At 51.5% G+C, this 18947-nt stretch carries 15 protein-coding genes, 1 tRNA gene and 1 riboswitch; of the genes, 10 read left to right on the top strand and 6 right to left on the bottom strand.

The window, feature by feature from the left end; all coding sequences use genetic code 11:
- Positions 1 to 4 precede the first annotated feature (4 nt).
- Positions 5 to 1783 (top strand): NADH-dependent [FeFe] hydrogenase, group A6, encoded by a 1779-nt coding sequence (locus DFR60_RS24345; RefSeq protein ID WP_110325216.1) that lies wholly within the window; start codon positions 5 to 7, stop codon positions 1781 to 1783.
- A 21-nt stretch (positions 1784 to 1804) separates the two neighbouring features.
- Here DFR60_RS24345 and DFR60_RS24340 read toward each other — a convergent pair whose 3' ends face one another.
- Entirely contained in the window at positions 1805 to 2719 is a 915-nt protein-coding gene (locus DFR60_RS24340; protein WP_110325215.1) for a hypothetical protein, read from the bottom strand.
- A gap of 372 nt (positions 2720 to 3091) precedes the next feature.
- On the opposite strand from DFR60_RS24340, the gene infC reads away from it, so the two are divergent.
- Genes infC through rplT form a run of 3 tightly spaced genes read left to right on the top strand, consistent with a single transcriptional unit; the run spans position 3092 to position 4197 of the window.
- Entirely contained in the window at positions 3092 to 3586 is a 495-nt protein-coding gene (gene infC / locus DFR60_RS24335; RefSeq protein WP_110325214.1) for a translation initiation factor IF-3, read from the top strand.
- Positions 3587 to 3613: 27 nt separating this feature from the next.
- A complete protein-coding gene (gene rpmI, locus DFR60_RS24330) occupies positions 3614 to 3811 on the top strand; it encodes a 50S ribosomal protein L35 (RefSeq protein WP_002603682.1) in 198 nt (65 codons plus the stop codon).
- A gap of 29 nt (positions 3812 to 3840) precedes the next feature.
- Positions 3841 to 4197, top strand: coding sequence for a 50S ribosomal protein L20 (gene rplT / locus DFR60_RS24325; protein ID WP_110325213.1), 357 nt, complete (start codon positions 3841 to 3843; stop codon positions 4195 to 4197).
- 119 nt (positions 4198 to 4316) lie between these two features.
- Here the strand turns inward: rplT and DFR60_RS24320 are convergent, their stop codons facing one another.
- Both DFR60_RS24320 and DFR60_RS24315 read right to left on the bottom strand, forming a co-directional pair.
- Positions 4317 to 5150, bottom strand: a complete 834-nt coding sequence (locus DFR60_RS24320; RefSeq protein WP_002603684.1) for a DUF4397 domain-containing protein — start codon at positions 5148 to 5150, stop codon at positions 4317 to 4319.
- A gap of 77 nt (positions 5151 to 5227) precedes the next feature.
- On the bottom strand, positions 5228 to 6166 hold the full coding sequence (locus DFR60_RS24315) for a helix-turn-helix transcriptional regulator (protein ID WP_110325212.1): 939 nt from the start codon (positions 6164 to 6166) through the stop codon (positions 5228 to 5230).
- Between the two features lie 227 nt (positions 6167 to 6393).
- On the opposite strand from DFR60_RS24315, the gene DFR60_RS24305 reads away from it, so the two are divergent.
- Positions 6394 to 7866 (top strand): alpha-L-fucosidase, encoded by a 1473-nt coding sequence (locus tag DFR60_RS24305; RefSeq protein WP_110325210.1) that lies wholly within the window; start codon positions 6394 to 6396, stop codon positions 7864 to 7866.
- A gap of 13 nt (positions 7867 to 7879) precedes the next feature.
- Here DFR60_RS24305 and DFR60_RS24300 read toward each other — a convergent pair whose 3' ends face one another.
- Both DFR60_RS24300 and DFR60_RS24295 read right to left on the bottom strand, forming a co-directional pair.
- Positions 7880 to 9406, bottom strand: a complete 1527-nt coding sequence (locus DFR60_RS24300) for a response regulator transcription factor (protein WP_110325209.1) — start codon at positions 9404 to 9406, stop codon at positions 7880 to 7882.
- Positions 9399 to 11258, bottom strand: coding sequence for a histidine kinase (locus tag DFR60_RS24295; RefSeq protein ID WP_167437717.1), 1860 nt, complete (start codon positions 11256 to 11258; stop codon positions 9399 to 9401). Before DFR60_RS24295 ends, DFR60_RS24300 begins: the two co-directional genes overlap by 8 nt.
- Before the next feature lie 181 nt (positions 11259 to 11439).
- Here DFR60_RS24295 and DFR60_RS24290 point away from each other — a divergent pair, with 181 nt between their 5' ends.
- From DFR60_RS24290 to DFR60_RS24270, 5 genes are all read left to right on the top strand, one after another.
- Positions 11440 to 12789 carry an ABC transporter substrate-binding protein gene (locus DFR60_RS24290; RefSeq protein ID WP_110325207.1) on the top strand — a complete coding sequence of 450 codons (1350 nt, stop codon included), beginning with the start codon at positions 11440 to 11442 and terminating at the stop codon, positions 12787 to 12789.
- A 93-nt stretch (positions 12790 to 12882) separates the two neighbouring features.
- Positions 12883 to 13764: a carbohydrate ABC transporter permease gene (locus tag DFR60_RS24285; protein WP_002603690.1), complete on the top strand. Its 882-nt coding sequence runs from the start codon at positions 12883 to 12885 to the stop codon at positions 13762 to 13764.
- Positions 13764 to 14594, top strand: a complete 831-nt coding sequence (locus DFR60_RS24280; RefSeq protein WP_110325206.1) for a carbohydrate ABC transporter permease — start codon at positions 13764 to 13766, stop codon at positions 14592 to 14594. The genes DFR60_RS24285 and DFR60_RS24280 overlap by 1 nt, the downstream gene beginning before the upstream one ends.
- Positions 14595 to 14648: 54 nt before the next feature.
- Entirely contained in the window at positions 14649 to 16436 is a 1788-nt protein-coding gene (locus DFR60_RS24275) for a glycoside hydrolase family 36 protein (protein ID WP_243005173.1), read from the top strand.
- A 139-nt stretch (positions 16437 to 16575) separates the two neighbouring features.
- A riboswitch (purine riboswitch) is annotated at positions 16576 to 16676 on the top strand.
- A gap of 269 nt (positions 16677 to 16945) precedes the next feature.
- Complete coding sequence (locus DFR60_RS24270) at positions 16946 to 18277, top strand: uracil-xanthine permease family protein (RefSeq protein ID WP_110325204.1); 1332 nt, start codon at positions 16946 to 16948, stop codon at positions 18275 to 18277.
- Between the two features lie 67 nt (positions 18278 to 18344).
- Here DFR60_RS24270 and DFR60_RS24265 read toward each other — a convergent pair.
- Positions 18345 to 18417: transfer RNA gene (locus DFR60_RS24265), tRNA-Asn, on the bottom strand.
- Between the last annotated feature and the right edge of the window lie 530 nt (positions 18418 to 18947).

Below are 18947 nucleotides of genomic sequence, written 5' to 3'. Positions count from 1 at the left end.
AGAGATGATAAAGCTGACAATCAATGGAAAAACAGTAGAAATAGAAGAGGGAGCGACCATCATGGAGGCAGCGGCCAAAGCCGGCATCAAAATCCCAAGCCTCTGTCATTTAAAAGATGTCCATACATACGGTTCCTGCCGAATCTGTGTCGTGGAGGTGGATGGGATGAAGAATCTCCAGGCCTCCTGCATCGTCAGGGCGAGGGACGGCATGGTGGTTCATACGAATTCGCCGAAGGTCCGCGCGGCCAGAAAGGTCCTGTATGAACTGCTGCTTTCCGACCATCCGAAGGACTGCTTAAGCTGCAACAGAAACCAGAACTGCGAACTTCAGGAGCTGGGGTATGAGCTGGGAATCACGGAGACCCGGCTGGAGGGCGAGCGCTCCGGATGCAGCGTGGACATTTCCCCTTCCATCACCAGGGATACCAGCAAATGTATCCTGTGCCGCCGCTGCGTGACCGTGTGCAACGAGATACAGCACGTGGGGGCCATACAGGCGCAGAACCGCGGCTTCGACACGGTCATCAGTCCGGCTATGGGGCTTCCGCTTAATTCCACGGCCTGCGCCATGTGCGGCCAGTGTACGGTGGTCTGTCCCACCGGCGCGCTGCAGGAGACGGATGGCTTAAGCCGGGTCTGGAAGGCATTAGGCGACCCGGGCAGGCGTGTGGTCGTTCAGGTGGCGCCCGCTGTCCGCGCGGCCCTCGGCGAAGAATTTGGCCTCCCCTGCGGAACTCCGGTTACCGGGAAAATGGCTTCGGCCCTCCACGAGCTGGGCTTTGACGACGTTTTCGATACGCTGTTCTCCGCGGATTTAACGATTATTGAGGAAGGAACAGAGCTTCTGCAACGGCTTCAGGATGTACTCACCGGAGGGGACGCGGTTCTGCCGATGATTACCAGCTGTTCACCGGGCTGGATCAAGCACATCGAGCACCAGTTCCCGGAGGAGCTGGACCATTTGTCTACCTGCAAGAGCCCGCATACCATGATGGGAGCGGTGGTAAAATCGTTCTATGCGGACCGCCTTTCCATGGATCCCCGGGATTTATACGTCGTCTCCGTGATGCCGTGTACGGCGAAGAAGTATGAGATCCAGAGGGGCGAGATGGAAGTAGACGGAAACCGGGATGTGGATGCGGTTCTGACGACCAGGGAACTGGCACGGATGATCAAGTCGGCGGGCATCGATTTCGTCAATCTGCCGGAAGGAAGCTTTGACGCGCCGCTGGGACTCTCCACGGGTGCCGCCGATATCTTCGGCGTAACCGGCGGTGTTATGGAGGCCGCGCTGCGTACCGTGTACGAACTGGTAACGGGACGGGAACTGCCCTTTGAAGGGCTTCACGTGACTCCGATCGTGGGTCTGGAACAGATTAAGACTGCGTCCTTCGTCATCGAAGACACGCTTTTGGAGTATAAGCATCTGGAAGGCGTGGAAGTGAAGGTGGCGGTAACCAGCGGACTGGAAGGCGCCTCCATGCTGATGAGAGAGGTGGCGGAAGGCACCTCACCGTACCATTTCATCGAGGTCATGGGATGTCCGGGCGGCTGCATCGCAGGCGGCGGCCAGCCGCGTCCGAAGGAGGACGATTTCCGGAAAAAACGTGCGGCGGCGCTCTACAGCGAGGACGAACACAAGCCTCTGCGCAAGTCCCACGAGAATCCGGATCTTATGAAGCTGTATGAGGAGTTCCTGGGAGAACCCGGCGGCCATCTGGCCCATAAGCTTTTGCATACCCACTACGTAAAACGCGGAAAATATAATGAATTAGTATAGAAAGTAATGGAGACGGATTCCTCAGGGAGCTGAGGCATCCGTCTCCATTGCTGTTATGCCTGTATTGTCTTCCGGCATAAGATCATAAGGGACGTAGGATATGGACATGCGGCCCTCCTCCGGGAGGTTGTTATAGGAATCCAGCCATGCGACCGTATCGTCGCTCAAATCCGATTGACGAAAGAAACGGCCTTCATATTCCAACGTTCCGTTTGCCAGAAACAGCGTGTAATGGTCGCCGTCCCTGACTGCCATGGCGCCATCCCAGAGGGAAATGTAGCCGTCGCCCTCACTGCCGAAGTTGGACTGGCCATTTTCCGACGGGACCTTTAAGCTGTCAATGACGGAGGAGAAGCTGCCGTCTTCCGTTCCGCAGGTGGGGCTGGCGGTTCTGCCTGTGCCGATAAAAAGGGTATCTCTGGCATAAAACATGGGAGAGAGCGGCTCTTTTGGAATCTGTCCCATCTCCATCAGAGAAGCCAGTGTATCGGGATCGACCGCGCCGCGTCTTCCCTTTCTGAGAAGCTCACAGCTATAGACGGTAGTCTGTCCGGGCCACGTCTCCATAATCGGCCCGATCTTCATGGAAACGGCGTCGCCGTTATCCAGCGTGTCCAAAACGCTTCTGTCGCCGGAGGCATAGGTGAAGACGACGGGACCGTAGTTGTCAATTACCAGAATGCCGTCTCCGCTGGTGGATTTTAAAAATCGTCCGGTTCTGTCAGAAGCATCGGAAGGAATCTCCGACGGAACGGGAGAACTGTTTTCTTCCACCGGACCGGAAACGGATGGCGCTTCCGCTCTGCCGTCTGTTGTCATGAGTTCCACTGTGGCATTCGGCTCTTCCGACGGTTCCGGGCTGGCCTGGCGGCTGGAACAGGCGCTCAGCGCTGCGGTGAGAAGAATGGCAGAAAGCAGTAATGTTTTTTTATTCAAGAATTATTCCTCCTGTTTTTTTATGCGGTTCTGTGGTATCATATATTTTATATGTTTACAATACCACAATCTTCCTTATTGTTCTTTACTTATTCCTTGCAAATTTCGTAAGATAAAAAAAACACTTGACTTTTCGTCTGTCATATTGTAGACTATAACAAGTTGTGGAAACAACAGTCAGGAAAGTAGGTATCCGCCTCACCACGGCACGAGTAAGTGACCCTGGTTCATAGCCTTATTTACATAGGTATACTGTGTAGAGACTTTGATGGTGGGTAGCGTTTGTCTATCTACTTTTTTTATGCCTTGACGGGCAGTAATGTGAATTCCGACCAAACACACTATAGGAGGTGCACGACAATTAGCGATTTAATGATTAACGAACAAATTAGAGACAAGGAAGTTCGGTTGATTGGTGAAGATGGAGAACAGTTAGGGGTTATGCCTGCGAGAGATGCCTTACAGATGGCAAAAGACGCAGAACTGGACCTTGTAAAGATTGCTCCGACCGCAAAGCCACCGGTTTGTAAGATTATCGATTACGGTAAATACAGATACGAACTGGCAAGAAAAGAAAAAGAAGCTAAGAAGAAACAGAAGGTAATCGAAGTCAAGGAAGTTCGTTTATCTCCCAATATTGACACAAATGACTTAAACACAAAGATGGGCGCCGCAAGGAAGTTCCTCGAAAAAGGAGATAAAGTTAAGGTAACCTTACGTTTCAGAGGTCGTGAGATGGCGCATATGTCAAAATCAAGATATATTCTTGAGGATTTCGCAAAGGAATTAGCCGATATAGCGGTTATTGACAAGCCGTCCAAAGTGGAAGGAAGAAGCATGGTTATGTTTTTAACACCAAAACGTTAATAGAACATTATCAAGGAGGAAAATACAATGCCTAAATTAAAAACAAGCAGAGCAGCTGCAAAGCGTTTCAAAAAGACCGGTACAGGAAAGCTTGTAAGAAACAAAGCTTACAAATCTCACATCTTAACTAAGAAGTCTACAAAGAGAAAAAGAAATCTTAGAAAAGATATCGTTACAGACGCAACTAATGCAAAAGTAATGAAGAAGATTTTACCATATTTATAGGATCTTAAGTTAAGAAGGAGGAAAAACCGATGGCAAGAATTAAAGGCGGTATGAACGCTAAGAAGAGACATAACAGAGTGTTAAAGATGGCTAAAGGCTACAGAGGCGCTCGTTCCAAACAGTATAGAGTAGCAAAGCAGTCCGTAATGAGAGCATTAACCAGCTCCTATGCAGGCAGAAAAGAAAGAAAGAGACAGTTCAGACAGTTATGGATTGCACGTATCAACGCAGCAGCACGTATCAATGGCTTATCCTACAGCGTATTTATGCATGGATTAAAGTTAGCTGGTGTTGACTTAAACAGAAAAGTCCTGGCTGACATGGCTGTTAATGATGCAGAAGGCTTCGCCAAATTAGCAGAACTTGCTAAAGCGAAAGTGGCTTAATTGATGATAAATCTATCCCCTGTAAACGCGTGATAAGTGTTTACAGGGGATTTTTGTGTTTCGTCTCTATTTATTGCCCGGTGAATCCTCATTTACAACCGCTGGGAATTCTTACAGGATCAATTTCTCCGGTCTTCCACCAGCAGTGTCTGGATCGTATCAGGAGTTGGGCTCCAGTTCAATACGTAAAGGGTGTAGGTGCGTCCTGGACGCAGCGTGACGGTGGTGGAGACCAGCGTATTCTGCGGCTGGGCGGAGCGGGCGACGTTTACCGTATAGGTTCCGCTTCCCATAGAGCTGAAGCTGGCCGCCTGATTGAAGTTGGTCGAGTTAAAATAGACATTTCCGATGACCGTGTTCACCGGCCCGCTGTAGTAGGCCAGATTGCAGACTCTGAAACATGCGTTTGCATTGGGCGTCGGGCAGGTGGTGTCGGCAATCGATGTCAAATCCAGTCCGGTGGACGAATTGATCACTGCGATGGTGGCCATGCCGTCTCCGACATACATGGATTTCTGGACGTAGGTATAGCCGTTTCCGACTACGGAAAATCTGTGATAACCCTGTGAGATCTGCTGATACCTCGTCAGCTCAGGGAAGTTTAAGTTGGAGTATACCGGACGGTTATCGATGTAGATGGTAAAGGCATTATAGCCGGTTGCCGCATTCAGGAACCGGATGCTTCCGCGCGCCCACTGGTTGGTGTTGCAGAACAGACAGGGCATCGGTGTCGGGAAGAACGGCGGGTAAAAAGGAGGATAAGAGGGGCCTTCCGGATAAGGACGATCCGGGATAACGCCATCCGGGTATGGAGGCATAACGGAAAAATCAGGATCGATCTCCTCATCAAATGGAGGGATTACGTTGCCATAGTCCGGTACTAAAAAACCCGGATCGATATCGTCATCATTTGCCTGTGTTGCGGAAAGAGGAAGCGTTTCAAATTGAGTCATAAGATATTTCCTTAATTAATGTCTTTATAATTATTGTATTGTATTTTATCAAAGTAGTGACCCAATCTTGCGTTTTTCTAAAAAACATTTTCCGAAAAGGGGTGCGGACCTGCTTCGGAAGACGATTTCCTGCGGAATTCCCGGGCGCTCATGCCGGTATACGTTTTAAATGCATAAGAAAAGTGTTCGGAGGAGGAGTAGCCGGTCATCTCCGCGATCTCACCGATCGGCAGTTCCGTTGTTTTCAGCAGAACAGAGGCGGCGCCGATGCGGGCTTCGGTCCGTTTCTTCAAAAAGGTGCTGTTGTAATACTGCCGGATCAGCCGTTCCGTCTGCCTGGGCGAGAGGTGGATCCGCCGGGCAAGCCGTTCCAGCGTGATGGTCCGGTATTCATTTAAAAACGCTTCCTCCACGATCAGAGACAGGCTGCTGTCCCCGGAAGCATCTTCGAAGCCGTTTTCAGGAACCGGATAATATGCCTCCGTCTCCAGATAATTGCGCGCGATACAGACGATCAGCTGCTGAAAGAGAGCGGACAGAAGCGGCCTGTATCCCGGCTTTTTCTGTTCCAGCTCCTGGAAAATCGTATCAAACAGGGGAAGAACCTGCTGGGTGTCCTGCCCCATCCAGAAGGCCTGCTCCAAAAATGGAGTCAGGAATGAGGCGCGCTTGGAATCCTTTCGCCTGCGGGCGTGGGAGCTTCCGCGCTCCGTTTTTTCGAAATCTGGGAATACGCGCAGATAGATGCAGGATTCCACCATGGGATCAGACGGATCGGGAATCTGTTCATGAAGGATAGAAGGCCCGGTGGTATAGAGCGTATTCTGTCCGACGCGCCGGGGGACGCCGTCTATCACCACGGTCCCGGAGCCGTACCGGATATAATGAATCTCGTAACACCCTCTGCCGTGGGCATGGGCGGGGATGGACTGGACCATTCTGCCGGTGGATACCATGGAAACCTGGAAGGAAACATGTTCTAATGGAAAGGTAAAATTCAAGCTGTTATCATGCATAAAATACCGCCTCCGTGCCGTGGAAATGAAGTTTTCTGTTCTGGTTTTCAGACAGAACTATCATATCCCGTAAATAAAGGAAAGTCAAACATAAACATTCGAAAACACGACATATACCGGTAAAATACGTCAGCTCCTTCTCTTGGTTTCCAAGCCGTAATTCCGTATGATAGAGAGGAACAGGAATGGCTGCGTTGTGCGGTGAACCGCGCACGGAAAGGAGAAGCATGTATTATTTACAACCGTATTTGGAGAAAATTGACCGGGTGATCGAACAGGGACCCTACACGGATACGTGGGAATCGCTGTCGGCCTACGAGCCGCCGAAGTGGTACCGGGACGGTAAATTTGGTATTTTTATTCACTGGGGAATCTACAGTGTCCCAGCATTTGGAAATGAATGGTATTCCCGCAATATGTATATCCAGGGATCGAAGGAATATGAGCATCACACGGCCGTCTATGGAAAACACGAATCGTTCGGATATAAGGACTTTATTCCGCTGTTTACGGCGGACCGGTTTGATGCGGCCGCCTGGGCGGATTTGTTTACGGAGGCGGGAGCTTCCTACGTAGTTCCGGTGGCGGAGCACCACGATGGATTTATGATGTACCGCAGTGAGATTTCCCGCTGGAATGCCTGGGAGATGGGGCCGAAGAGAGATGTTCTGGGAGAACTGACAAAGGAATGCCAAAAGAGGGGGCTGGTAAACGGAGCGTCGTCCCATCGGGCGGAGCACTGGTTTTTCATGGGACACGGGAGAGCGTTCGACAGCGATATCAAGGAGCCGATGGAGCGGGGGGATTTCTACTGGCCGGCCATGCCGGAGCCGGACCATCACGACATCTATGGAAAGCCGGAGCCGACAGAGGAGTACTTAAACGACTGGCTGGTCCGCACCTGCGAGATCATCGACCGGTATCATCCGAAAATCCTCTATTTCGACTGGTGGATTCAACACAGCAGCTTCAAACCGTATTTACGGAAGCTGGCGGCTTACTACTATAACCGCGGAGTCCAGTGGGGAGAAGCGGTGGTCATCAATTATAAGCATGACGCATTTCTGTTCGGGACGGCGGTTCCCGATGTGGAGAGAGGCCAGTTTGCCGATGTAAAGCCGTTTTTCTGGCAGACAGACACGGCCATCGCGTTAAATTCCTGGTGCTACACGGAAAACAACGAGTACCGCCCGGCGGCGGATATTATCTGCGACCTGATCGATATTGTCAGCAAAAACGGCTGTCTCCTGCTGAATGTGGGGCCCAAGGCAGACGGGACCATATCCCGGGAAGACAGAAACGTGCTCCTCGAAATCGGAAGATGGCTGAAGGTCAACGGCGAGGCGGTATACGGCAGCAGGGTCTGGAGAAAATACGGCGAAGGTCCCACAAAGGTGGAGGAGGGCCAGTTTACCGATGGAATCAGAAAGCATTTTACCCCGCGGGATTTTCGGTTTACGACGGCCAATGGTTACTTATACGCTGCCGTCCTGGCGTGCAGTGAAAGCGGGGAATACGTGATTGAATCCCTGGCGGAGCAGGACGCGTCGAAGCTGCCGAAATTCCATGGAATCATCCGCTCGGTCGAGGTCCTGGAAAGCGCAGAGCCGCCGGAGTGGAGCCGCGATGAGGCTGGGCTTCATATCCGGACGAAGGTGTCAGGCGGTTATCCGCTGGTATTTAAGATATCGGTGGATTGATGGGGAACCTGCGCTACGGCTGGGAAAGAATCCTGTACTCGGAAGGAGATTTCCCCGTAATGGATTTAAACGCCTTGCTGAAATAATACTGATCGGAGTAACCGCAGAACTCCGCCACCTGGCGCACGGAAAAGTCGGAGTTGGCAAAGTATTCGCAGGCGTGGCGGATCCGTACGGAGGTCAGATATTCGATGGGCCGGGTTCCCGTATATTTCTTGAACATGCGGCTGAAATAGGCCGGCGTCAGGGAAAAAGCGGTGGCGATGTCATTGATATTGATGTTGGCGGCGTAGTTCTTCTCGATGTATTCCTGAATATCCGCGGCCATTCTGGCAGAGTCGGACTGGCCGGAGGTGTTGCAGAGGGAGGCGTTTTGCATGAGCTGCTCCACGAAAAACTTCAGGTAGGAGAAGAGATCCCCGTAGCTCTTGGAGTAGGTGATGTATTCGTCGATCTCCAAATCAAAGTCCACCGAGGTCTGCTCCGGAAAACAGTCTTTAAACAGCTTTTTTAAGCAGTAATCGACGGTGATCTGGGCCGCGTTCTGACTTTCGAGGGCATCCAAAAGCGCGGCCATGGTCTCCTGGAATCTGGCTTCATCCTGGTTCCTGACACAGAACAGGAATTTCTGAAGCTGTGCGGCGGTCAGATAGGACGATAAGTCAGGCATATTCATTTCAAATGGTTTGGCTTCCAGAAGGGAGGAGCGCCCGAAGAGCAGGTTCCGCTCCGTATAAGTCCGCATGATCTGAACCTCCATGCCGATGTTGTCCACATGGCGGATGCGGCGGCTGATACAGACGGTTATGGGGAGGCCGGACCCTGAGGAAGCGGAGAGAACATCCTCTGCGATCTGCCTCGCCGTCGTGGATTCGGGATTGCTGAAGCAGACGAGACAGATGCGTTCGTTCTCGTGCCTGCCAGAGAATAAGTAAGTCATCTCGCCCTCCTGCTTCCGGGAGCGGCATGCGGTTTCCAAAAGGTGAAACGCCCCCACATCCTCATGGGGCAGGGCGTAATCCAAAAGGAACGTGGAATAAGAGCCCGCCGTCATCAGAAGAAGCTGATAGCAGCCGTAGGGAAACGTCGTGTTGATATGCCCGGTCCGGGTGCCGGGAGACTGAATCAGGGATTCGAGGAGATGGCGGTTGTAATCTTTCTTTTTCATGGATATTTTCTCTTTCAGCTCTGAGAGAACGTAGGCGATGTCGTCTGCCGAAAGCGGCTTTAAGAGATACTCATCCACACCCAGCTTCATGGCCTCCCGGGCAAATTCAAAGTCCCGGTATCCGCTTATGATGACGGTGTGGATCTGCCTGTTTTCGGCCTTCAGCCGGGAGATCACCTCCAGTCCGCTCAAAAACGGCATCTTGATATCGGTAAAGAGAATATCCGGCTGGAGCTCCGCCGCTTTTTCATAGGCCGCTCTGCCGTCGGTGGCGGTCCCGGCTATCTCTATATCCGGATCGCATTTTTCAATTTTCAAGCACAAATCCTTCAGAATCAGTGGCTGGTCTTCGGCGACGACGATCTTAATCATGTGTTATTTCTCCTCTTATTGTGATGAGACAGCCACCGGGGCTGTTCTGATTGTCGGGGCGGCTCACGCACAGGGCCCGGGAGCCGCCGTTTTCTATGTACATATCCACATTTCCGTTAAAATACAGGAACAGCCTGCCGTAGATATTTTTTAATCCCAGGCCGTCAATCTCCAGGTCACGGTATAAGTCTGCCGTTTTTCTGGAGCCGTAGGCGTCCTTGAATTCCTGGAAATCAGAGAGCGCCTCCGGTGAAAATCCGCTGCCGTTATCGGCGATCCGTATGAACCAGGAGGCACCTTCGATGGCGCAGCTGATGGTGATGTGCCACGGGGGCAGACACTCCCGGAAGCCGTGCTTGAAACAGTTTTCCACTAACGGCTCGATGGTCAGCCTGGGCAGAAAGAGATTGGCCGTTTCGAGCGGGGCGTCAACGGTGTAATCGAAGCTGCCGTCATAGGAGATTTTCATGAAGTCCAGGTAATTCCGGGTGTGGCGTATCTCCTCGGTGAGCTTGGCCTCCGGGCTGGAGGAGGTGATGTAGCGCATCATGGAAGAGAACTGCTGGCACATCCTGGAGGTGACCTCGCTTCCGTAAATCTCACTGGCCGCGCTGATGGAGTTTAAGGCGTTGTAGAGAAAATGAGGGTTAATCTGGGCCTGCAGGGCCGCTAAGTTGGCGTTGCTCTCCCGGATCTGGGCCTCGTATACCTCCTTGATGGAGTCCTTCAGCTTTACCAGCATCTGATTGAAGGAGCTGTTGATGAGCTCAAACTCATCGAGGAAGTCCGAGGACAGGTTTAAGGGCGCATCCTGGTCGAGGCTCAGCGCGTTGATGTAGCGGATCATCTGGTTCAGCGGCTTCGAAACGATGGAGATAATGACGAATATGATGGCGCAGGTGGTGGTCAGAATGAGGATGACGGCCAGGAGGGTATTGGTCGCATTCTGCTTCCGATACTGTGCCAGCGTGCTCTGGTTGGAGACTAAGAGTACGTGAAAACGGTTATTTAAGATGGAGCTTCCGTAATAGGCGTATTCATCGCTGTAGAAATCCGGAACGCCGTCCCTAAACTGCGCAACAATATGATCGATGGTTTCAGGGGGAAGGACGGTGACGGTCTCCTCGTAGGGATAGATCTGGCGGCAGCCGGAATCGAGGATTACGATCTCCTTCTCGTCTCCGAAGCTTTCCTGGCGGCAGATGGAATCCAGGTGGGCATAGGGCACCTGGATCTCGACGAGTGTGTCCTGAGTCGTGGTGATGTCGGAAAAATTCCGTATGGCGGACAGCACGACCTTGTCGTCGCCGGACCACGGGGAGAGGTGGGGGCCTAAGTAGAGCTGGTCGTACCGTGCCTCCATGAGCTTTTCGAAGGAGCGGTCCGACGACAGGGCACGTTTTAACAGGCCTTCATCGTGAAGATAGAGGCCCGTATAATAGAAATAGTCCAGATTCCGGTTGTAGAGAAGCACATTGGAGATGATGGGTGAAAACATCATGTTAATCAGCGTCTTCTGGATTGTTCTGGTCTTTTCCAGCTCCTCCATCATCTGCTGCTGGGTGAGCTGGGAATCACGGATATTCAAATTCAGCACCGTGCCCCGCAGCGTGGAATTCTTTGTGATGGAGGTGGCGGCCACATCCATCTGCTCATACAGCGACGCGATCTGGGAGGAGATACGCTCCAGAACCATGACGGAGCCGCGGTAATCATTATCCTTTGCATTTTTAAGTGAAGTCATGGAAAATAAAAGGGATACGAAAAGCGCGATGAACAGGAAAATTCCGGCCACGGAAAGAAACAGCCGGAATTTGAATTTTAGTTTGAAATGCCTCTTTTTTAAATCCATGTCAGTCTCCATTTCCTTCTGTGTGATTACCTATATCATAGCCAAAAATCGGTGGAATGACAATGGAAAAAAGAGAGGTCAAAAAAATACAAACGGATAAGAGAAATTTTTCCATTCGCTTTTTTCTGAGAATCAATTATACTGATTGCACAACAGATGAAACAAATTGAAGGAGGTAGCTATGAAGAAAAGACAATTGACAGGTGTTCTGTTATGCGCGGCTCTTGCGGCCGGAATGCTGGCAGGGTGCGGCCAGAAGGCCGGGACGACAGAAACGGCAGGAGGACAGACTGCGGCGGAAAGCCAGAAGGAGAATCAGGGAGAGAAGAAGGCAAAGGGCGTAACCATCACCGTAGGCTTAAAGGCCTCGCATGTGGAGATATCCAATATTGAGACCTTTAAGAAAGGCTGGGAAGAGGCTACGGGCAACACCGTGGATGTGCAGGCCATCGATGATGACCAGTTCGACTCCCTGCTTCAGACGAAGATGTCCACCAACGGCATGTGGGATATTTTCATTGGAGATACCGGTACGCAGGCGGCTTCCTACCAGCATGCAAAGAATCTGGTGGATTTGTCGTCAGAGCCATGGGTCGCCAATTTAACCGATACGGGGAAAGAATTTGTCACCCACAGTGACGGTAAAATCTACTGTTTCCCCAACGGAGGAGTCAATTCCTTTGGAATCGTCTATAACAAAGAGGTATTTGAGAAAAACGGCCTGGAAGTGCCGAAGACCTTCGAGGAATTTAACGCGGTATGCGACACGTTAAAGGCGGCAGGCATCACACCGGTCTACGTGTCCATGGCGGATGCCTGGACCGTAAACCAGATCATCAACGGCGAGTGGCCCAATATTCTGGCTGCTAATCCAGACGTGCTGGAGAAGCTGAATAAGAACGAGATCCGCTGGGATTCCCTTCCGGAATTCAATGACTTATACGTTAGAATGAAGGGCTGGGTGGACAACGGATATGTGAACAGCGACATGGCTACCGCAACGTACGAGATGGGACAGAAGGCAATCGCTTCCGGAACCGCTGCCATGATGTACATGGGCGACTGGGCAGACCCGGAGTATGCCAAGACAGAGCCATCCGGAAAAGGAAAGATCGGCATGTTCGCGGCGCCGACGAAGGATGGCGACAGCCGTCTTGCGATCGCAGGCCCTGGCGGATATTATATCTCGAATCAGTCTGCCAATGTAGATGCGGCAAAGGATTTCTTAAATTACATGGCATCTGATGAGAATTTAAAGCTGAACATGGATACGAGGGCGTGTACATCGGTCTGGAAGTCTGTTGACGCGGAAAATTTAAGCGTGACGCTTCAGGATACCCAGAGCTATATCGATCAGGGGCTGACAGAAATTCATTATAACCAGACGTATGTAATTACCCCATCCGACGATGCCAACAGCTCGTTCCTTTCCGTCCTTCTCGGCCAGAAGAGCCCGGAGGACTGCGCAAAGATATGGAGCGACGCGGTGATCGTGGTAGGGAAGCAGCTGGGATTCGACGGATTTAAGTAAGGATTTAAACATGTGATTGGATCGAATGGACTGTCTTACAGAGCTTTTTCGGGAGCGGTTGTATGACAGTCCTTTTTAAAAGGAGGCAGTCTTGTGAGCAAGCTGGAGAAAAAGTATTATCCGCTGGTGTTTGTCGTGCCGGCGCTCATCATATTCACCCTGTTTTATGTCTGCTCGATTGCAGGCGGCTTTGTGTTTTCCTTTACAAACTGGAGTATCTACAACTTTGAAAGTCCGGAGTTTATCGGCATCGAGAATTTTAAGGACTTATTCGCGTCGCAGAGCTTTCTGCCTGCGCTCGGCCATACCTTTTCGTTTGCCGTGATTACCACCGTCATTAAAGTGGGGCTGGGCCTGGTGTTCGCCCTCCTTTTAAACCGGGCGTTTAAGGGCCGGGATTTCTTCCGGGCCATCATATTCCTGCCGTGTACCATCGGAGCACTGGTGATCGGCTACGTCTTCACCTTTATTCTCCAGCCGGACACGGGCGTACTCAACGAATTTCTGCGCGGCATCGGTCTGAGCGGGCTGGCGCTCAACTGGCTGGGAGATCCGAAGATCGTCCTGTTTACCGTGTGCGCCGTGGAATCCTGGATGTGGATCGGATTCAATACGGCCATTATTCTGGCGGGCCTTCAGTCGATCTCGACGGATGTCTACGAGGCGGCCAGGCTGGACGGGGCCAGCGCATGGCAGACGACGCGCCATATCACGCTTCCTCTGGTCACGCCGTCCATTAATACCACCATTACCTTATGCGTCATCGGCGGTTTCAATATATTCGATATCGTCATGTCCATGACAAACGGCGGGCCAAACGGGGCGACCCAGGTGATCAGCAAGCTGTCATATGACGCCATGAGGATCGGAACCATGGGATACGCCTCCGCGATCAACCTGATTCAGTTCCTGCTGATCGTGATCGTTATTTCACCGCTGTTAGGCATACTGAGAAGAAGGGAGCCAGATATCTGATGAATGCAAAGACAAAAAAGAGAGTTTCCCGCGGGATCGTCTATGTGATCTGCGTGTTTATGGCGTTTCTCGTGCTGTTTCCGTTTCTGCTGGTCCTTCTGACCTCCTTCAAATCCGTGTCTGAGGCCGCAGTGGTGACATTTTCCCTTCCGGAAAAATTCCTGTGGGAGAATTTTGCCTACGTAATCGAGAAGGGACAGCTGCTGCGGGCGTTTAAGAACAGCATGATTATCACCGGCTCGGCGGTGACGCTGACGGTGTTTGTGGCTTCGATCACGGCCTTTGTCCTGACGCGGCGTTCCGACAGGCTGAGCCGGATTTTGAGCAATTACTTCCTGATCGGCATGATCGCGCCCCTTTCTCTTATACCAGAGGTGATGATCGTTAAGTTTTTAGGACTCAGCGGAACCTACGCCGCGATTATTCTGATCCATGTGGCTTCCAGGCTGCCGCTCAGCATCATGATCTATTCGGGCGTCATCAAGGGGATTCCCAGGTCCCTGGATGAATCGGCCATGCTGGAGGGCTGCGGACTCTTAAGCATGTTTTACCGGGTGATTTTTCCGCTGTTAAAGCCGGCCGTCTTCACAAATATCATTATCACCTTTATGGGGGTATGGAACGATTTTCAGATCTCCCTGTATTTTGTAACGGATACGGCCAAGAATACGCTGCCTCTCAGCATCTACAGCTTTGTCGGCTATATGACGTATAAATGGAACTATGTGTGCGCGTTTATCGTTTTGTCGATCCTTCCGATTCTTTTGATCTACGGTATTGCACAGAAATATATCGTTGACGGGATGATTGCAGGCGCTGTTAAAAGCTAAAGCGGCCGAAGGCAGAAAAAACTGACATGACAGGAGGAAAAGCCATTGTGCAGCATGATGAAACGAACAATAGAAATCCGGGAGGAAGGCGTGCCGGAGGAGCTTTTAGTGGTAAGGAAATCGTGGGAGGAAGGCGGCGTCCGCTTTCTGTCCTGGTCCTTCCGCGCTGAGCGGGAGACGGTATTTCCGCCGATGCGGGTTCATATCGCGGTTCCGGCCAGAGGCATCCATTACCGCTGGACACCCAAGCTCCACTTGATCAAGGCCCTCAATTCGGACTGGTTCGAGAACCTGTATGAAACCAGCGGATTCACGGGGGCGCCGGTGGAGTGCCTGATCGCGCAGGATAATAAAAACTGCGCCGTTATCGCCCTGTCCGACACGCTTCATACCATCGGACTGAAAAGCATCCCCGTGGAGGAGACCGCACAGTACGATGTGGAGATAGCCCTGTTTGACCGGGAGGCATACCGTGGGCTGGAGTATTCGGTTGCGGTGCGCGTGGATACCCGTCCCCTGCCTTATTATGAAGCGCTTGCGGACACGGCAAAATGGTGGGAGACCATTCCTGGCAATGAACCGGCCGTGGTGCCGGAAGCGGCCAGGGAGATCATGTATTCCACCTGGTACAGTTACCACCAGAACGTGGATGAAAAGACGCTGTTCGCCCAGGCGGAGCTGGCGAAGGAACTCGGATGCGGCAGCCTTCTTCTGGATGACGGATGGCAGACGGAGGATACCGGACGCGGTTATGCATACTGCGGAGACTGGAAACCGGCTCCCTCCAAATTTCCCGATATGGCTGGATTTGTAAAACGGATGCACGATATCGGTATGGGCGTCATCCCATGGTATTCGGTTCCCTTTATCGGTGAGCGATCGGAAAATTTCCAGCGGTTTAAGGACATGCTCATCGACCCGGATGCGGAGCGGGAGTGGCATGTGCTGGACCCGCGGTATCCCGAGGTCAGGGAGTTTTTGATCGGTATTTATGAAAAAGCGCTTCTGGACTGGGATTTAGACGGCTTCAAGCTGGACTTTGTGGATGAATTCGTGGTTACGCCATTTGGCGGAAGGGAGGAGGACGAAAGGCGGGACTGCACTTCCTTTACCGAGGCGGCCGACCGGCTGATGAAAGACTGCATGGCGCGGTTAAAAAGCCATAAGGCGGATATTATGCTGGAATTCCGGCAGACGTATAACGGGCCGCGCATGCGCAGCTTCGGCAATATTTTCCGCGCCGTGGACTGCCCCTTCGACGATGCAGAGAACCATGTGCGCGTGACGGACCTCCGGCTGATCGCAGGGGAGAGCGCGGTGCACTCCGATATGCTCATGTGGGATCGGGAGGATACTGCGGCGGGGGCGGCCCTGCAGATGATACAGATTTTGTTCAGCGTGCCGCAGCTCTCCATGAGGCTGGAGGAGCTTCCGCGGGAGCATAAGGAGATGCTGGCTTACTACTGCGGCCTGTGGAAACGGTATAAGAAGGCGTTTCTGGAGGGGAGCTTTGAACCTTTGAACCCGCAGTGCCGTTATAACGTCATCATGGGCCGTGCGGGGGAGCAGCTGGCCTGCACTTACCACAGCCGGGAGCTGGTCTCCGTGCGTCAGCCGGCAAGAGAGATGGTGTTTGTCAATGGAACCGGGAGAGAGGGACTGCTCCTCCGCCTGGGAAGCGGCAAAACGGTGTATAAAATGACGGTGCGGGAGTGTACAGGCGGGCTGCTGTCCTCCGGCCTTCTGACCGACGACGGCGGGATTCTCACCGTACCGGTTCCGGCGGGCGGAACGGTTGAATTAATAGAAGATGGATCGGATTTTTCTATTCACAAATCTTAAAAATATGCAGATTAAAATAAAAAGTTTTATTATGCATGATATCTAAAATAATTTAAGAATACCTAAAAAATATGTTGACTTTATTGATAAAAATGTTTATAATAAAACATATCAAATCAATGTTTTTGTGAAAATTGAATAGAAATAACCGTATGCATCTTGTATATGTCCAGGATAATGGCCTGGACGTTTCTATCCGACTTCCTAAATGTCAGGGCTACAGGAGCAGCTTTTAAGCTGCCTGTCTCCGACAGCCGGGAAGTCTTTTTTGTTTCACCAAAAAGGACATCCTAAGGAACCAAAAAGACTTCCCGGCTGGACGGTATGACACGCTATACGGCAGATTCCGATTCTCATGGTAAAGAGGGGGTGAATGATGACTGAAAAGTGCCGTAGATGAAGGAAACTGCAGACGGTGCTCTCTGCTTTGATGACAGGGGGCGGAACGCGGACAGTTCAGCAGACGACGGCAAAAACATTGAAATAAGAAAATGATAAAGGAGAATATCATGAAAAGCAATGCAGAAGTCAGCATTAACAACATTTACAGACTGGACGGGCGTGTGCCTTTGGGAAAAGCGATCCCCTTCGGTCTGCAGCATGTACTTGCAATGTTCGTGGCGAATCTGACTCCAATCGTCATCGTGACTGCGGCGGCGGGCTTAGAGACCAGCCAGACGGCTGCCCTGATCCAGAACGCCATGTTCATCGCAGGGGTTGCTACGCTGATTCAGTTGTATCCGGTCTGGCGCATCGGTGCGAAGCTACCGATCGTTATGGGAGTTAGCTTTACGTTTGTGACCATTTTGAGTTCTGTGGGGGCCAAATACGGCTATCCCTCCATGCTGGGGGCCATTCTCGTCGGCGGCCTGGTGGAGGGAACTCTGGGCCTGTTTGCCAAGTACTGGCGAAAGCTGATTTCCCCCATCGTATCGGCCTGTGTCGTGACCTCCATCGGTTTTTCACTCCTGACAGTGGGCGCGCGCTCTTTCGGCGGCGGTTATTCCGATTCCTTCGGTTCTGCAACCAACTTATTAATCGGTACTGTTACGCTCCTCAGCTGTATTCTGTTTAATGTATTTGCAAAGTCCTTCTGGAAACAGCTTTCCGTCCTGTTTGGCCTGGTGGTAGGTTATGTGCTCGCCATCGCTCTTGGCGTTGTGGATTTGTCCGGGATGCTGGAAGGCGGTATTTTATCCCTTCCGCGTATTCTGCCGTTTCTGCCGGAGTTTCACGCCGGAGCCATTCTGTCTGTCGTTGTGATCTTCCTGGTGTCGGCGACGGAGACGATCGGCGACACGACCGCCATGGTCGTATCCGGCCTCGACCGCGATATTACAGAGAAAGAGATATCCGGCTCCCTGGCCTGTGACGGATTTGCCAGCAGTATCTCCTCACTGTTCGGCTGCCTTCCGGTAACCTCCTTCAGCCAGAACGTGGGGCTGATTGCCATGACGAAGGTCGTCAACCGTTTTACCATCATGACGGGCGCCATCTGCATGATTCTGGCCGGACTGTTCCCGCCCATCGGCTCCTTCTTCGCATCACTTCCGGATGCAGTTCTGGGCGGATGTACGATCATGATGTTTGGCTCCATCATCATCAGCGGTGTGCAGATGCTTGCCCGCGCCGGTTTCAGCCAGAGAAACACGATTATCAGCTCCCTGTCTCTGAGCGTGGGAATCGGATTTACCCTGCTTCCGGAGATATTCCAGATATTCCCGGCCATCATTCAGGACGTGTTTGCGGAAAACTGTGTGGCGGTTGTGTTTGTACTGGCTCTCGTACTTAACCTGATACTGCCGGAAAATATGGATATTGAGAAGGCAGTGGAAGAGTAATCCCATACTTAACAGCAAAAAAAGATCAGATATCGTGACAGATATCTGATCTTTTTTATAAGAAAAACTCCCCGAGTAGGACTTGAACCTACGACAGCGCGGTTAACAGCCGCGTGCTCTACCGACTGAGCTATCGAGGAATATAGACATTATTATACCCAATGGAAATAAAATGTCAAGGGTATTTTGGAAAAAAATAAAAAATAGTGTTACCGTTCACGGCCCCGCTGAAAGTTTCCGCCGGTGTTCCGGTGTGTGGAAGGGGCAGGAGAAGGAAGCGTTTCTTGTTTCCTCGGTGGCAGGAACTAAAGCAGAAAGACGGGAAAAAGAGGCGGATCGCGCAAACTACGGTGAACTCCTGAAGGACTTCACCTCCGTGTCCACTTGAAATCTGGCTTGGAGGCCAGATTTCACCACCCCTTTTTCCCGTCTTTCTGCTTAAGTTCCTGCGAACCTCGGAAAAGGAAACGGGCGTTTGACACATCAATCAATCTAAAAGTGCTGCAAAGCCTTATTGTAGGCTTATTTTTTTGTCAACTTTTTAGATTTATTATATAGTAATATTTAGTGATATGTGCTATAATGGTGTTGAGGTGATTATTTATGCGGGTTACTACATCCAGATCAAAAAACTCAGAATCCTTTTACATTACCAAATCCTATACGAATG

Source organism: Hungatella effluvii, assembly GCF_003201875.1.
In the GTDB taxonomy this organism is placed as follows: domain Bacteria; phylum Bacillota; class Clostridia; order Lachnospirales; family Lachnospiraceae; genus Hungatella; species Hungatella effluvii.
Note: the sequence above shows the minus strand (reverse complement) of the source record. Positions and strands in the feature narration are given on the sequence as shown.

Bases quoted from the DNA above. Each gene is read 5' to 3' on its own strand.
- DFR60_RS24345 (WP_110325216.1), top strand. From the start codon at position 5: ATGATAAAGCTGACAATCAATGGAAAAACAGTAGAAATAGAAGAGGGA.
- infC (WP_110325214.1), top strand. From the start codon at position 3,092: ATGATTAACGAACAAATTAGAGACAAGGAAGTTCGGTTGATTGGTGAA.
- rpmI (WP_002603682.1), top strand. From the start codon at position 3,614: ATGCCTAAATTAAAAACAAGCAGAGCAGCTGCAAAGCGTTTCAAAAAG.
- rplT (WP_110325213.1), top strand. From the start codon at position 3,841: ATGGCAAGAATTAAAGGCGGTATGAACGCTAAGAAGAGACATAACAGA.
- DFR60_RS24320 (WP_002603684.1), bottom strand. From the start codon at position 5,150: ATGACTCAATTTGAAACGCTTCCTCTTTCCGCAACACAGGCAAATGAT.
- DFR60_RS24315 (WP_110325212.1), bottom strand. From the start codon at position 6,166: ATGCATGATAACAGCTTGAATTTTACCTTTCCATTAGAACATGTTTCC.
- DFR60_RS24305 (WP_110325210.1), top strand. From the start codon at position 6,394: ATGTATTATTTACAACCGTATTTGGAGAAAATTGACCGGGTGATCGAA.
- DFR60_RS24300 (WP_110325209.1), bottom strand. From the start codon at position 9,406: ATGATTAAGATCGTCGTCGCCGAAGACCAGCCACTGATTCTGAAGGAT.
- DFR60_RS24295 (WP_167437717.1), bottom strand. From the start codon at position 11,258: ATGGATTTAAAAAAGAGGCATTTCAAACTAAAATTCAAATTCCGGCTG.
- DFR60_RS24290 (WP_110325207.1), top strand. From the start codon at position 11,440: ATGAAGAAAAGACAATTGACAGGTGTTCTGTTATGCGCGGCTCTTGCG.
- DFR60_RS24280 (WP_110325206.1), top strand. From the start codon at position 13,764: ATGAATGCAAAGACAAAAAAGAGAGTTTCCCGCGGGATCGTCTATGTG.
- DFR60_RS24275 (WP_243005173.1), top strand. From the start codon at position 14,649: ATGATGAAACGAACAATAGAAATCCGGGAGGAAGGCGTGCCGGAGGAG.
- DFR60_RS24270 (WP_110325204.1), top strand. From the start codon at position 16,946: ATGAAAAGCAATGCAGAAGTCAGCATTAACAACATTTACAGACTGGAC.